Annotated in this window: 15 protein-coding genes; 7 read left to right on the top strand and 8 right to left on the bottom strand. The window is 59.8% G+C overall.

The annotated features are described in order from the left end of the window. Positions 1 to 83 precede the first annotated feature (83 nt). Both HV782_RS05950 and HV782_RS05945 read right to left on the bottom strand, forming a co-directional pair. The gene (locus HV782_RS05950; protein WP_186745482.1) at positions 84 to 1,388 is read right to left on the bottom strand and encodes a CynX/NimT family MFS transporter; all 1,305 of its coding nucleotides are present in this window, start codon (positions 1,386 to 1,388) and stop codon (positions 84 to 86) included. After that, the gene (locus tag HV782_RS05945; RefSeq protein WP_123464869.1) at positions 1,378 to 2,037 is read right to left on the bottom strand and encodes a FadR/GntR family transcriptional regulator; all 660 of its coding nucleotides are present in this window, start codon (positions 2,035 to 2,037) and stop codon (positions 1,378 to 1,380) included. The genes HV782_RS05950 and HV782_RS05945 overlap by 11 nt, the downstream gene beginning before the upstream one ends. A 166-nt stretch (positions 2,038 to 2,203) precedes the next feature. Between HV782_RS05945 and HV782_RS05940 the strand changes: the two genes are divergently transcribed. Together HV782_RS05940 and HV782_RS05935 are read left to right on the top strand one after the other, a co-directional pair. Beyond that, on the top strand, positions 2,204 to 2,515 hold the full coding sequence (locus tag HV782_RS05940) for a type II toxin-antitoxin system MqsR family toxin (RefSeq protein ID WP_186745484.1): 312 nt from the start codon (positions 2,204 to 2,206) through the stop codon (positions 2,513 to 2,515). Then, on the top strand, positions 2,512 to 3,000 hold the full coding sequence (locus HV782_RS05935) for a type II toxin-antitoxin system MqsA family antitoxin (RefSeq protein WP_128614618.1): 489 nt from the start codon (positions 2,512 to 2,514) through the stop codon (positions 2,998 to 3,000). Before HV782_RS05940 ends, HV782_RS05935 begins: the two co-directional genes overlap by 4 nt. A 51-nt stretch (positions 3,001 to 3,051) precedes the next feature. Here HV782_RS05935 and HV782_RS05930 read toward each other — a convergent pair whose 3' ends face one another. From HV782_RS05930 to HV782_RS05915, 4 genes are all read right to left on the bottom strand, one after another. Next, complete coding sequence (locus HV782_RS05930; protein WP_003221897.1) at positions 3,052 to 3,816, bottom strand: amino acid ABC transporter ATP-binding protein; 765 nt, start codon at positions 3,814 to 3,816, stop codon at positions 3,052 to 3,054. 11 nt (positions 3,817 to 3,827) lie between these two features. Then, entirely contained in the window at positions 3,828 to 4,922 is a 1,095-nt protein-coding gene (locus HV782_RS05925; protein WP_128614619.1) for an amino acid ABC transporter permease, read from the bottom strand. A gap of 10 nt (positions 4,923 to 4,932) precedes the next feature. Continuing rightward, positions 4,933 to 6,114, bottom strand: coding sequence for an amino acid ABC transporter permease (locus tag HV782_RS05920; protein WP_123464863.1), 1,182 nt, complete (start codon positions 6,112 to 6,114; stop codon positions 4,933 to 4,935). A 66-nt stretch (positions 6,115 to 6,180) separates the two neighbouring features. Beyond that, complete coding sequence (locus HV782_RS05915; protein ID WP_095050968.1) at positions 6,181 to 7,212, bottom strand: amino acid ABC transporter substrate-binding protein; 1,032 nt, start codon at positions 7,210 to 7,212, stop codon at positions 6,181 to 6,183. 468 nt (positions 7,213 to 7,680) lie between these two features. On the opposite strand from HV782_RS05915, the gene HV782_RS05910 reads away from it, so the two are divergent. The 5 genes from HV782_RS05910 to HV782_RS05890 all read left to right on the top strand — a co-directional run bounded on the left by HV782_RS05910 (position 7,681) and on the right by HV782_RS05890 (position 12,977). Continuing rightward, positions 7,681 to 8,337, top strand: coding sequence for an alpha/beta hydrolase (locus HV782_RS05910; RefSeq protein ID WP_186745487.1), 657 nt, complete (start codon positions 7,681 to 7,683; stop codon positions 8,335 to 8,337). A 96-nt stretch (positions 8,338 to 8,433) separates the two neighbouring features. Then, positions 8,434 to 9,900, top strand: a complete 1,467-nt coding sequence (gene rhlB, locus HV782_RS05905) for an ATP-dependent RNA helicase RhlB (RefSeq protein WP_186745489.1) — start codon at positions 8,434 to 8,436, stop codon at positions 9,898 to 9,900. A gap of 136 nt (positions 9,901 to 10,036) precedes the next feature. Next, positions 10,037 to 10,981 (top strand): ornithine cyclodeaminase family protein, encoded by a 945-nt coding sequence (locus HV782_RS05900; protein ID WP_186745491.1) that lies wholly within the window; start codon positions 10,037 to 10,039, stop codon positions 10,979 to 10,981. Between the two features lie 149 nt (positions 10,982 to 11,130). After that, positions 11,131 to 12,258, top strand: coding sequence for an NAD(P)/FAD-dependent oxidoreductase (locus tag HV782_RS05895; protein WP_186745494.1), 1,128 nt, complete (start codon positions 11,131 to 11,133; stop codon positions 12,256 to 12,258). 92 nt (positions 12,259 to 12,350) lie between these two features. After that, entirely contained in the window at positions 12,351 to 12,977 is a 627-nt protein-coding gene (locus HV782_RS05890) for a helix-turn-helix transcriptional regulator (RefSeq protein WP_123464853.1), read from the top strand. 124 nt (positions 12,978 to 13,101) lie between these two features. Here the strand turns inward: HV782_RS05890 and HV782_RS05885 are convergent, their stop codons facing one another. Together HV782_RS05885 and moaE are read right to left on the bottom strand one after the other, a co-directional pair. Beyond that, the gene (locus tag HV782_RS05885) at positions 13,102 to 13,878 is read right to left on the bottom strand and encodes an ABC transporter substrate-binding protein (protein WP_123464852.1); all 777 of its coding nucleotides are present in this window, start codon (positions 13,876 to 13,878) and stop codon (positions 13,102 to 13,104) included. A 302-nt stretch (positions 13,879 to 14,180) separates the two neighbouring features. Then, on the bottom strand, positions 14,181 to 14,633 hold the full coding sequence (moaE, locus tag HV782_RS05880) for a molybdopterin synthase catalytic subunit MoaE (RefSeq protein ID WP_016771590.1): 453 nt from the start codon (positions 14,631 to 14,633) through the stop codon (positions 14,181 to 14,183).

The raw sequence follows: 14,633 nt of genomic DNA, 5'->3' as shown, positions 1-14,633 counted from the left end.
CATGATCTTTGCCTGAACCACCGTCTTCGCGAGCAAGCTCGCTCCCACATTGGATATCATTGGCCCCCAAAAAGGGTTACGCGTCAGATTTTTTCGCTTTGCACTTGCACGTACAGCGCCCGGCCCGCACCCAGCCCGGCAATGATCGCGCCGGTGCCGATGATCCCGAAAATCCAGCCCACCGCGTTCCAGCCACCGGTCCAGTCATGCACCACGCCGACCGCGAACGGCCCCATCGAGGCCAGGGTGTAGCCGAAGCCCTGGGACATGCTCGACAGGTTCGCCGCAACATGGGAATCGCGCGAGCGCAGCACGATCAACGTCAGGGCCAGGCTGAACGTGCCCCCCTGCCCCAGGCCCAGCAGAATCGCCCAGCCCCACAGGCCGTCGATCGGCGCATACAGACAACCGAACAAACCACCAAGGGTCAGGGCCATCACGATCACGATCGCCAGACGCTGATCCTTGCCGCGAGTCGCCAGCCACGGTGCCGCGAGGGAGCTGGCCAGTTGAATGATCACCGAACCGGACAACACCAGACCGGCCTGGGTCGGCGTCAGACCACGACCGATCAGGATCGACGGCAACCAGCCAAACACGATGTAGGCCAGCGACGATTGCAGGCCCATGTACAAGGTCACCTGCCATGCCAGCGGATCACGCAGCAGACCGCGCACACGATAGGCAACATTGTGCGCACCGTGTTTCTGCCCGACTTGCGGCAACCAGAACACTGCCGCAACCAGCGCCGGAATGACCCAGAAACCCAGGCCCATCGCCCAACTGTGATCGAAATGCTCACTCAACGGCACGCTGGACCCCGCCGCCATCGCCGCGCCCAGACACAGCGCCATGGTGTAGACACCGGTCATGGTCCCGGCGTGCCTGGCAAAGTCGCGTTTGACAATGCCTGGCAGCAATACCCCGACAATACCAATGCTCGCACCGCCCAATACACTGCCAGCAAACAGGCCGATCTCACCAAAGTTGCTGCGCAAAATGATGCCGCCGGCCAGCGTCAGCAGAATCCCCAACACCACCCGCTCGGCACCGAAGCGGCGCGCCAGAATCGGCGCGAGCGGTGCAAACAAACCGAGGCAGAGCACCGGCAACGTGGTCAGCAAACCGGCCTGAGCTGCCGACAAACCAAGGCTTTTCGACACGTCGCTGAGCAGCGGCGCCATGCTCGACAGCGCCGGACGCAGGTTCAGCGCCACCAGAATCAAGCCCAGCAGCAACAGCCATGGCCGGCGCACCAGCGGGTGGTTCTGCTGCACTTGTTCATCATCGGCTTCGGCGTCGATCAGCAGCTCTTCGAGTTCTGCCGTGCGCTTCGGGGTTGTGGATATCTCACTGCGTGACATGGTCTTCTCGGTTTCAAGGTTCATTGATCAACTGCCTCGACAAGGCTTTGGCCCGTTCCGGATCGCGTTGCTCGACCGCATCGAGCAGCTCGATGTGCAAGTCGAACACTTCCTGACGGCGCGGGACGATGTTCAGGGTCTGGCGCAATTGCGCGCCGACGATGCTGGAGAAATAGCGATACAGCTCGCTGAGGGTCGGGTTGTGCGCGGCGTCGACCAGACGGCGGTGGAACACCAGATCGCAAGCGATGTAGGTGTCGAGATCGCCGTGGTAGTGGCTGCCGCTGGTGCCAAGCGCCTCACGTAATGCGACGAGGTCCTCGTCGGTACGGCGCAACGCCGCCAGGCCGATGGCCTCGACTTCGAGGATATGTCGGGTTTCCCGTGCCTGATCGAGCGAGCAGCGCGACAAGGCTTTGAGCGTGTCGAGCGGATCAACCACGGCGCGCAAGTAACTGCCATCGCCCTGGCGAATCTCGATCAATCCGGAAAACGCCAGCACGCGCATGGCTTCGCGCACGGTGTTGCGGCTGATGCCCAGCTCGGCACACAGCTCCGGCTCGGTCGGCAGACGCTCGCCGACCTTCCAGGCACCGCTGTTGATGCGCTGGCGGAGTTGATCCAGGGCCTGATCGACCAAGGATCGTTTGATAAGTGGAGAAATGTCTGACATAGGATTCGCCCTTTCATCCAATCATAGGATGAATTTTCTGACATGTTAGTCAGACCCGTGTAGGACGGCAACCACCTAGGGTCAATCGGAGACACATGGAGCGGCATTTTCGATTGGTCAAAATTACCCTTTAAGGGTAATTTCAGGGACAGGGTTTTGGTTTCTTATGGAAAAGAACACACCCCATTATGAGCTGGCGGTAATCAAGGCTGAGGTGAGGCGGTTAGGTCAAAAAGCGTTCACAAAAGCTTCGGTCAAATCAGCGGAGAAGCTCGGCTTCAACCTCAGCGAAATGCTAGAGATCGTTTTCGAGCTACAAACCCGGATGTTGTACAAATCGATGACTACTTATGACGATCATCGAATCTGGCAAGACGTGTATCACATCAATTCACGAGATCAGGAGATTTACATCAAGGTGACCTACCGCCCCGGCGGCAGCCCACCGGCAATCTCCTTCAAGGAGAAAAACCCATGAAAACCCAGCAATGTGTCAGCTGCGGTGCACGTGAGGGAATGAGGCATTTCGAGGGTCGCGGAGAAACCCTGAGTGTCAAAGGCATGGAGCGCCGTGTAGACGATCTATCTGGTTGGGAGTGCCAGAAGTGCGGTGAAGTGGAATGGGATTTCGACACCGATAGTGCTGAGCGTTATTGTAATGCCGGTGACGAGTTGGTTCTCGCTGGCAGACAAATGATCGGCGCCGAGATGAAACGTATTCGACGCAAACTGCACCTGACGCAGAAAGAGACGGTGCAACTGCTCTCTGGTGGCGGGCATAACGCATTCTCTCGCTACGAACGCGGTGAGTTACTTCCACCCAAAGCATTGGTGCTGCTGATGCGTCTATTGGATCGTCATCCCTACATGCTCGTCGATATCCAGACCTTGGCTGAAGGCGCAGACCTGCGAGGTTTCACCCACACCGTGCACAAGGAACACGAAACCCTCACCGCTTCCTGACTCCAAAAAACAAACCCGGCACAAGGCCGGGTTTGATTTACGCAAAAACCATCAATGCAAAATCTGACTCAAGAACAACTTAGTCCGATCATTCTGCGGATTATCAAAGAAGTCATTCGGCGCCGCCTGTTCAACGATTTCGCCCTTGTCCATGAAGATCACGCGGTTGGCCACGGTGCGGGCGAAGCCCATTTCGTGGGTCACGCAGAGCATGGTCATGCCGTCTTCAGCCAGACCGATCATGGTGTCGAGCACTTCTTTCACCATTTCCGGGTCGAGCGCCGAGGTCGGTTCGTCGAACAGCATGATTTTCGGCTTCATGCACAGCGCGCGGGCAATCGCCACACGCTGTTGCTGACCACCGGACAGTTGCCCCGGAAACTTGTGCGCCTGCTCTGGAATGCGTACGCGCTCCAGGTAATGCATGGCGATTTCCTCGGCCTTGCGCTTGGGCATCTTGCGCACCCACATTGGCGCCAGGGTGCAGTTCTGCAAAATGGTCAGGTGCGGGAACAGGTTGAAGTGCTGGAACACCATGCCGACTTCGCGGCGGATCGCTTCGATCTGCTTGAGGTCGTTGGTCAGTTCCACGCCGTCGACGACGATGCGGCCCTGCTGGTGTTCTTCCAGACGATTGAGGCAGCGAATGGTGGTCGACTTGCCGGAACCCGATGGGCCGCACAGGACGATACGCTCGCCCTGTTTGACGTTGAGGTTGATGTCTTTCAGCACGTGGAACTGGCCGTACCACTTGTTCACGCCCTGCATCTGAATAATGCCTTCAGGACCTACAGGCTTTTTGATTGCTTCACTCATTTACAGAACTCCTAACGCTTGTGGCCAGTGTCGAGCTTGCGTTCCAGATGCATGGAATAGCGCGACATACCAAAACAGAAAATCCAGAACACCAGGGCGGCGAACACGTAGCCTTCGGTGGCCATGCCCAGCCATTTCGGATCGGCAGCGGCTTGCTTGACGCTGTTGAGCAGGTCAAACAGGCCGATGATGATCACCAGACTGGTGTCCTTGAACAGCGCAATGAAGGTGTTGACGATGCCGGGAATCACCAGCTTCAGGGCTTGCGGCAGAATCACCAGGCCCATCGCACGCCAGTAGCCGAGGCCCATCGCCGCAGCCGCTTCGTACTGACCTTTCGGGATCGCTTGCAGACCGCCGCGCACCACCTCGGCCACATAGGCCGACTGGAACAGAATCACGCCGATCAGCGCCCGCAGCAGTTTGTCGAAGTTCATGCCTTCGGGCAGGAACAGCGGCAGCATCACCGAGGACATGAACAGCACCGTGATCAACGGCACGCCGCGCCAGAATTCGATGAAGGTCACGCAGACCACACGAATCGCCGGCATGTTCGAACGGCGCCCCAGCGCCAGCACAATCCCCAGTGGCAAGGCCCCGGCGATACCGACCGTGGCGATCACCAGGGTCAGCATCAAACCGCCCCACTGGCTGGTCGCCACATTGCTCAGACCGAAACCGCCGTGCAGCAGGATGTAGGCAATGATCGGGTACAGCACCAGGAAGCTCAGCCCGTACACCGCTTTACGCGGGAAGCGCGAGATGAACAGTGGCGCCACGCCGATCACCGCCAGCCACACGGTCAGGTCCACGCGCCAGCGCAGTTCCGGCGGGTAGTAGCCGTACATGAACTGACCAAAACGCTGCTGAATGAACACCCAGCAGGCGCCGTCCTTGGTGCAATCGGCGCGAGTGGTGCCGACCCAGTTGGCATCGAGAATCGCCCAACTGAGAATCGGAGGAACCACCAGATAGATCAGGTAGAACGCGAACAGCGTCAGCAGGGTGTTGAGCCAGCTGGAGAACATGTTCGCGCGCATCCATGCCACCACACCGATGCTGCTGCTCGGTGGGGGCATGTCGGGTTTGAAAGTATGAGTACTCATGCGCTTTTCCTTACCGCTCGATCAGCGCAATGCGCTTGTTGTACCAGTTCATCAGCAGGGAAATGCTGATACTGATCGCCAGGTAAACGCTCATGGTGATGGCAATCACCTCGATCGCCTGACCGGTCTGGTTGAGCACGGTGCCGGCGAACAGCGAAACCATTTCCGGGTAACCGATACCGGCCGCCAGGGACGAGTTTTTCGCCAGGTTCAGGTATTGGCTGGTCAGTGGCGGAATGATCACGCGCAGGGCTTGCGGGATGATCACCTTGCGCAGGGTCGGACCGTTGCGCAGGCCCAGGGAGCGTGCCGCTTCGGTCTGGCCGTGGCTGACCGACTTGATCCCGGAGCGCACGATCTCGGCGATGAACGCCGCGGTGTACACGGTCAGGGCCAGCGTCAGGGCGAGCAATTCCGGGATCAGCACCCAGCCACCGACGAAGTTGAAGCCTTGCAGCTTCGGCATCTCCCAGTGCAGCGGGGCGCCGAAGATCAGCGCGCACAAGGCCGGGATCACCAGCATGATCGCCAGCCCCGTCCAGAACTTGTGGAACGGCACGCCGGTTTCTTCGAAGCGTTTGTTGGCCCAGCGGCACATCAGGACCGTGGCGATGATGGCCACGACGATGCTGATCACGAACGCCCAGAAGCCGTCGGCTGCCAGCGCGGCCGGCATGTTCAGGCCACGGCTGCTGACGAAGAAGGTGTCGCCGAAGTTGTGACTGTTGCGCGGCCCCGGCATGGTCAGGAACACCGCGAAATACCAGAACAGGATTTGCAGCAGCGGCGGAATGTTGCGGAACACTTCCACATACACGGTCGCCAGTTTGCTGATGATCCAGTTCTGCGACAGCCGCGCCACACCGATGATGAACCCGAGGATCGTCGCCAGGATCACGCCGATCACGGTCACCAGCAACGTGTTGAGCAGACCGATGACAAACACCCGGGCATAACTGTCCGCTTCGGTGTAGTCGATCAGGTGTTGAGCGATGCCGAACCCGGCACTGCGCTCCAGAAAGCCGAAACCGGAGGTAATGCCCCGGTGCTGAAGGTTGGTTTGCGTGTTGTCGAACAGGTACCAGCCCAGCGAGACCACCGCCACAACGGTGATGATCTGGAAGAGCCACGCACGCACTCGTGGATCGCTGAGGCTGAGCCTCTGCTTTGGTGCGCCGATTGAATTTTGCATGAAGTGCCCCGGAAGAAATGGAACAAGAACATCACCCGGCGGTTGGCCCGCCGGGCGATAGAACCATTAGCGCACTGGTGGTGCGTACTGAATGCCGCCGTTGTTCCACAGGGCGTTCAGGCCACGGTCGATTTCCAGCGGCGTGCTCTTGCCGAGGTTTTTCTCGAAGATTTCACCGTAGTTGCCGACTTGCTTGACGATCTGCACAACCCAGTCTTTCGGCAGCTTCAGGTCTTTACCGTATTCACCGTCAGCGCCGAGCATCCGCGCGACGTCCGGGTTCTTGGTCGACTTGGCTTCGGCTTCGACGTTCTTCGAAGTGATGCCGGCTTCTTCAGCGTTGAGCAGCGCGTAGCCAACCCAGCGCACGATGGCCAACCACTCGTCGTCGCCGTTACGCACGACCGGGCCCAGCGGTTCTTTGGAAATGGTTTCCGGCAGAACCACGTAGTCCTTCGGCGACGCCAGCTTGGAACGCTGGGCGAAGAGTTGGGATTTGTCCGAGGTCAGCACGTCGCAACGACCGGATTCCAGCGACTTGGCGCTTTCATCGGAGGTGTCGAAGGTGATCGGGGTGTATTTCAGACCGTTGCCACGGAAGTAGTCGGAAACGTTCAGCTCGGTGGTGGTACCGGCCTGGATGCAGATGGTTGCACCGTCCAGTTCCTTGGCACTCTTCACGCCCAGCTTGTTGTTTACCAGGAAGCCGATGCCATCGTAGTAGGTGATGAAGCCCGGGAATTTCAGGCCCATGCCTGCGTCACGCGAGCTGGTCATGGTGGTGTTGCGCGACAGGATGTCGATCTCGCCCGATTGCAGCGCGGTGAAGCGCTCCTTGGCGTTCAACTGACTGAACTTGACCTTGGTCGCGTCGCCGAATACCGCAGCGGCAACGGCACGGCAGACGTCAGCGTCGATGCCGAGGATCTTGCCGGTTGCGTCCGGAACCGAGAAGCCCGGCAGACCGTCGCTCACGCCACACTGCACGAAACCTTTCTTCTGCACGGCATCCAGGGTTGCACCCGCCTGAGCGAACCCGCTGACGCCGAGCACTGTTGCTGCAGTCACGATCGCCAGAGTGGATTTCAACATCTTCATTCAAACCTCCAGTTTTGCTCTTGTTGTGTCGGAGCTTGAGTCCAGTCGCACCCTTTTGAGGCGTTGTTGACCCGTGTTGGCTTTTTTTGGGGTCAACCGACGTAAGACCTTCGCTATGAGTCTAGTAGGAGAAAATCCACATCATGGACAACTCACTTCTCACCAATCGGCCGAACGGGCTGTAGCCCTTTCACGTTCGCTAAGCCCGTAGTGGCCATTGGCGAACATCCATCACCGGATTCGTTGCAATCCCGTCGCAAGTCGTACACTGATAGTGTTACCGCCGCGCGCAGGATGCTTCGTACAGAGTCCTCCAAAGCAAAGCCCGTACCACACCGCTTGCTTAAGCGATTGCGCGACAGGTCAATAGCAAAACTTGTAGCCTTGCGACATCTTCTTAACGGATCGACCGGGCGCGCACGCAAATCACGCACTCAATGAGCGCGCCCGCACACTATTGGAGCAGCCATGACCGAGCCCCTTATTCTTGAACCCGTCAAGCACGCAGACGCCTGCGTTATCTGGCTGCACGGCCTCGGCGCTGATCGCTACGACTTCCTGCCAGTGGCCGAAGCCCTGCAGGAAACCTTGCTGAGCACTCGCTTCGTCCTGCCGCAGGCGCCAACCCTGCCCGTCACCATCAATGGCGGCTATGCAATGCCGAGCTGGTACGACATAAAGGCCATGAGCCCGGCGCGGGCGATTGACCGCGAGCAACTGGAAGAATCGTCAGATCGCATCGTCAAACTGATCGACGTGCAGCGAGCTAGCGGAATAGACGCCTCGCGGATTTTCCTTGCCGGTTTTTCCCAGGGTGGCGCCGTAGTGCTGCACACCGCTTTCAGGAAATGGGAAGGCCCGTTGGGTGGCGTCCTTGCCCTCTCCACGTATGCCCCGACCTTTACCGACGAGATGGAGTTTTCCGCCAGTCAGCAGCGCATTCCCGCTCTGTGCCTGCACGGCCAGTTCGATAACGTGGTGCAGAACTCGATGGGGCGCAGTGCCTATGAGCATTTGGTGAAGCATGGTGTCACCGTGACATGGCAGGAATACCCAATGGAGCACGAAGTGTTACCCGAAGAAATTCGCGATATCGGCATCTGGCTGAGCGAGCGCCTGCGCTGATTCGGCCGCTTGGCGGACCGCTTTGATCATCCCACTACGCCGCGCCCGTTTCTTGCATTACACTGGCCGGCGTACATTCCTTAATCAATTGATGAGATGACCGTGCTCGAAGCACTCAAGAAAATGTTCGGTAAAAGCGAGGCTGAGCAGCTCGCGCCAGTTCCCAGTGCGCCGTCGCACGCCCCCGGCCCCCGCAGCGATGCGCCCAAGGCTGAACGTCCGGCTCCGGTAGCGATACCCGAGTCCGAGCCGCAATCTGCTATCGCCGCCGCACCTGTGCGCACCGAAGCACCGAAACCGGCCAGGCCGCGCCGCGAACCGAAGCCCAAGGCACCGGTCATTCCCTGGAAACTCGAAGATTTCGCCGTCGAGCCCCAGGAAGGCAAAACCCGCTTTCACGATTTCAAACTCGCTCCAGAACTGATGCACGCCATCCAGGACCTGGGGTTTCCGTATTGCACGCCGATCCAGGCGCAGGTGCTGGGTTTTACCCTCGCCGGCAAAGACGCCATCGGTCGGGCGCAGACCGGTACCGGCAAGACCGCCGCGTTCCTGATCTCGATCATCACTCAGCTGTTGCAGACACCGCCGCCGAAAGAACGCTACATGGGCGAACCCCGTGCGCTGATCATCGCGCCGACCCGTGAGCTGGTGGTGCAGATCGCCAAGGACGCCGCCGACCTGACCAAGTACACCGGCCTCAACGTGATGACGTTCGTGGGCGGTATGGATTTCGACAAGCAGCTCAAACACCTCGAAGCGCGGCACTGCGACATCCTCGTCGCTACCCCGGGCCGTCTGCTCGACTTCAACCAGCGTGGCGACGTGCACCTGGACATGGTCGAAGTGATGGTGCTGGACGAAGCCGACCGCATGCTCGACATGGGCTTCATCCCGCAAGTGCGGCAGATCATTCGCCAGACCCCACCGAAAAGCGAACGCCAGACCCTGCTGTTCTCCGCGACCTTCACCGAAGACGTGATGAACCTGGCCAAGCAATGGACCACCGATCCTGCGATCGTCGAAATCGAAGTCACCAACGTGGCCAACGAAAACGTCGAGCAGCACATTTACGCGGTAGCCGGTGCCGACAAATACAAACTGCTCTACAACCTGGTCAACGACAACGGCTGGGAGCGGGTGATCGTGTTTGCCAACCGCAAGGACGAAGTGCGCCGTATCGAAGAACGCCTGGTGCGTGACGGCATCAACGCCGCGCAACTGTCCGGCGACGTGCCGCAACACAAGCGCATCAAGACCCTGGAAGGCTTCCGCGAAGGCAAGATCCGCGTACTGGTGGCCACCGATGTCGCCGGTCGCGGCATCCACATCGACGGCATCAGCCACGTGATCAACTTCACCCTGCCGGAAGTGCCGGACGACTACGTGCACCGCATCGGCCGTACCGGTCGCGCGGGTGCCGACGGGGTGTCGATCAGCTTCGCCGGTGAAGACGACTCCTACCAGTTGCCGTCCATCGAAGAGAAGCTGGGCCGCAAGATCAGCTGTGAAACGCCACCGACGCATCTGCTGCGTGCGGTTGAGCGCAAGCGTCCACAGTAAGCGACGCCATTAAAAGAAGCGCAGCCGGCGACGGACTGCGCTTTTTTTTCGCCCGGCAGTTCATCAGGCGCTTGCTAGACAAAACTAAAAGTCCATAATGGACAAATTAGTTTACATCTAGACCGCGGAGCCTGACATGTCCAGTAAGCCCTACGTGATTGACCAAGCCGAGGCTCGTGCGCTGCTGGCGCGCATTGATGTGCCGCAGATCCTGCGCAAGCTGTTCCGCGATCTTGCCGCCGGCCATGCCGTGCAACCGGCGCAGCAACTGGTGGAATTCCCGCAGGGTGCCGGCGACTTCATCAATTATCTGGGCGTGCTGGCCGAGGACGGTGTGTACGGCGTGAAAACCTCGCCGTATATCGTTCGCGAGCAAGGTGCACTGGTAACAGCGTGGACACTGTTGATGTCGATGCACACCGGTCAGCCACTGCTGCTGTGCGATGCCGCTGAACTGACCACCGCACGTACCGCCGCGACCACGGCAGTGGCGGTCGATGCCCTCGCCCCGCTGGATGCGTCGCGACTGGCGATCATCGGCAGCGGCAAGGTTGCTCAGGCACATCTTCATTATGTGAAAGGCTTGCGCGACTGGCAGAGCATCAGCGTGTATTCGCCGAGCCTGTCGGAAGATGCGCGAACCCGGGCGCAGCTGAAAGCGATCTTCCCGGGCGTGAAAATTGCCGACAGCCGCGACACCGCCCTCGACGATGCTGACGTGATCATGCTCTGCACCTCGTCCGCCGGGCCGGTCATCGACCCGGCCACCTTGAGCAAACCGGCGCTGATCACCTCGATCAGCACCAACGCCCCGCGCGCCCATGAAGTGCCGCCGCAGAACCTGGGCGACATGCAGGTATTCTGTGACTATCGTCTGACCACGCCGGGTTCGGCCGGTGAGATGCTGATCGCGACCGAACAGCATGGCTGGAGCAAGGATTTGATCGTCGGTGACCTCGCCGACCTGCTCAGCGAGAAAGTGCCGCGCCCCGGTTACAACCGTCACGTATTTTTCCGTTCAATTGGTCTGGGCCTGGAAGACATCGCCCTGGCCAATGCGCTTTATCACTTGACCAACTAACACCCCAAATCCCCTGTAGGAGTGAGCCTGCTCGCGATAGCGCTTTTACATTCAACATTATCGTTGACTGATATACCGCTATCGCGAGCAGGCTCACTCCTGCAGGAGATCGCGAACTTCTCGATATCGCGTCCACCCCGGAGACATTCATGAGCCAGGCAGACTTCATCATCATTGGCGGCGGAATTGCCGGCGCTTCCACCGGTTTCTGGCTGTCGCCGCACGCCAAAGTGATCGTGCTGGAACGTGAGTCGCACCCGGCTTACCACTCCACCGGACGCTCGGCGGCGCTCTACACCGCCGCGTACGGAACGCCGCAGGTGCGCGCGCTGACCCTCGCCAGCCGTGAGTTTTTCGATCAGCCGCCGAGTGGCTTCTGCGAGCATCCATTGCTGACCCCGCGCGGCGAAATGACTGTCGATTTCACCGGCGACGCCGCTGAACTGAACAACCAGTACCTCAGCGCCAAAGCCACGGTACCGGAGATGCAATTACTCAGCGCCGACGAAGCCTGCGCCCGTCTGCCGATCCTGCGTCGGGACAAAGTCCATGGCGCGATCTACGACCCGACCGCCAGCGACATCGACACCGACGCTCTGCATCAGGGTTACCTGCGCGGCATCCGCCGCAACAACGGTGAAGTCCACACCGATTGCGAGGTACTGAGCCTGAGTCGCGACGCTGACGGCCAGTGGCAAGTGCAAACCAATAGCCAGACGTTCAGCGCCCCGATCATCATCAACGCCGCCGGCGCCTGGGCCGACAAGATCGGCGCATTGGCCGGCGCCCGCCCGCTGGGCCTGCAACCGAAACGCCGCGCCGCGTTTATCTTCGCCGGGCCCGAAGGCGTCGACATTCATCACTGGCCGATGCTGGTCAGCCTCGACGAATCGTTCTACATGAAGCCCGACGCCGGGATGTTCCTCGGCTCGCCAGCGAATGCCGATCCGGTCGAACCTCACGACGTGCAGCCGGAGGAGCTGGACATCGCCATGGGCATCTACCAGATCGAAGAAGCCACGACGCTGACCATCCGCCGCCCGACCCGGACCTGGGCCGGTTTGCGCAGCTTCGTCGCCGATGGTGACCTGCTCAGTGGTTTCGATCAGCAGGTGCCGGGGCTGTTCTGGGTCGCGGCGCAGGGCGGTTACGGTATCCAGACTTCACCGGCGATGGGCCAGGCCAGTGCGGCACTGGTGCGCGGTCAGTCGTTGCCGGAGCATCTGCAGCAGTTCGGCCTCAGCCGCGCCATGCTCTCCCCTTCACGGCTGCGCTGATGGCCCCTGCGGATGACGCGCCCAACGGATTGCGGCACACTCGCAGCGCCCCCGTGCACGGGGGCGCTGACGCCGCCTGGAGCTCAACAGTCATGACTGCCCCCGAATTCGATCCGGCACTGGATAACTTCCGTGCCATCGCCGACGCCATCGCCACGCTGTTCTTTCCCCACGCCGAAGTGGTGCTGCACGACCTGCGCACGCAAAAGGTCGACTACATCGCCAACAATCTGTCCAAGCGAGTGATCGGTGATGAGTCGTCGCTGGAAGACATGCTTAGCGAAGATGTCAGCGACCGCAACATCGGCCCGTACGAAAAGCTCAACTGGGACGGTCAGAAAATCCGCAGCCTGAGCACCGTATTGCGCGACAGCGAAGGTCTGCCGCTGGCGGTGCTGTGCATCAACCTGAATATTTCGCTGTTCGAAAATGCGAAGGCGGCGCTGGACCTGTTTCTGTCGCCGAGCAAACTGATCCCGCAACCGGACTCTCTGTTTCGCGATGACTGGCAGGAGCGCATCAACACCTTCCTCCACGCCTGGCTGCGCGAGCGGCAGCTGAGCCTGAATCTGCTGACCCGCGATCACAAACGCGAGCTGGTGCTGGCCCTGCACGCCGAGGGCGCGTTCAAGGGCAAGAGCGCGTCGAACTATGTGGCCAATGTGCTGAACATGGGGCGGGCGACGGTGTACAAGCACCTGAAGGAATTGAAGGGCTAGAGATCTGAATTGACAGTTGCGGCCCCATCGCTGGCAAGCCAGCTCCCACAGTTATTGAATCGAACACAGCGTTTGTGTCCACCCAAAAACCTGTGGGAGCTGGCTTGCCAGCGATAGCGGACGATCAGTCGCCGTAGATGTCGGACTTGAAATACTTCTCGGAAATTTTCTGATACTCGCCACTCGCACGAATCCCGTCGATGGCCGTGTTCAACTGGCTGACCAACTCGGCATTGCCCTTGCGCACCGCAATCCCGGCGCCCTCGCCCACATACTTCGGATCCTTCAGCTCCGGCCCGACAAACGCATAGCCCTTGCCGCGCGGCATCGACAGAAAGTCGTTCAACGGAATGGTGTCGGCAAAAATGGCATCGAGGCGTCCGGCCGCCAGGTCCATGTAGATTTCTTCGTTGTTGCTGTAGCGCTTGACGTTGATGCCCTTGGGTTCGAACACCTCGGTGGCATAACGGTCGGTGGTGGTGGCGCGCTGCACGCCGACGTTCTTGCCCTTGAGGCTGGCGTACTGATCATCGACGGTGGCGCCGTCCTTCATCACCAGCCGCGACGAAGTGAAATAGTACTTGTGGGTGAAATCCACCGACTTCTTGCGATCTTCGTTGATGGTCATCGACGACAGGGCCATGTCGATTTTCTTCACCTTGAGCGAAGGAATCAGACCGTCGAACTCACCCTCGACCCACACACACTTGACCTTCATCTGCGCGCACAGGGCATTGCCGATGTCGTAGTCGAACCCGACGATTTCGCCCTTGTCGGTTTTCGAGGCGAACGGCGGGTAAGCCGCTTCGATACCGATGCGCAGGGTTTGCTCGGCGGCGAACGCGCTGGTGCACGCCAACAGGCTCAGGGCCAGACCGGTGATGAGGGGGAATTTCTTCATGTTCGTTCTCTCGCGGGTTGTTGTTGGTTTGGCAAGATGAAGAAGAGCAGCTAGAAGCGGGGAGCTACGAGCGGCCAGACTGAAGCTGTTTTTTGTACTTGGAAATCCATATTGGACTCATAGGTACAAGTCGTCAATCAGGGAGAAGAGAGTGTCTGCGAGGTTTTTTGGTGTTGCAGATAGCCTCATCGCTGGCAAGCCAGCTCCCACAGTTTCAGTGGTGCGCAAAAAATATGTGCACGACGCAAAACCCTGTGGGAGCTGGCTTGCCAGCGATGGCGGATTCGAAGGCGCTAGAGGACTTATTTCTTCCAGCGATCGGCGGCGGCGTGATCGCTGTCACGCCCTTCGACCCAACGCGGGCCGTCGCTGGTGTTTTCTTTCTTCCAGAACGGCGCACGGGTTTTCAGGTAGTCCATGACAAAGGCGCAGGCATCGAATGCGGCCTGGCGATGGGCGCTGGCGGCGCCGACAAAGACGATCGGCTCGCCGGGCTCCAGCGCGCCGATGCGGTGCAGCACTTCCAGTTTCAGCAACGGCCAGCGCTGCTCGGCTTCTACAGCGATCTTGCCCAGGGCTTTTTCGGTCATGCCCGGGTAGTGCTCGAGGAACATCCCGGCGACATCGAGCCCATCGTTGAAGTCGCGCACATAACCGACAAAACTCACCACCGCCCCGACGCCGACATTGGCCGCATGCATCGCATTGACTTCGGCACCCGGATCGAACGGCGTGGCCTGCACACGAATCGCCAT

It is taken from the genome of Pseudomonas monsensis (assembly GCF_014268495.2).
Classification (GTDB): Bacteria; Pseudomonadota; Gammaproteobacteria; order Pseudomonadales; family Pseudomonadaceae; genus Aquipseudomonas; species Aquipseudomonas monsensis.
The sequence above is the reverse complement of the archived record's forward strand: the minus strand, read 5'-3'. Positions and strand labels throughout refer to the sequence as shown.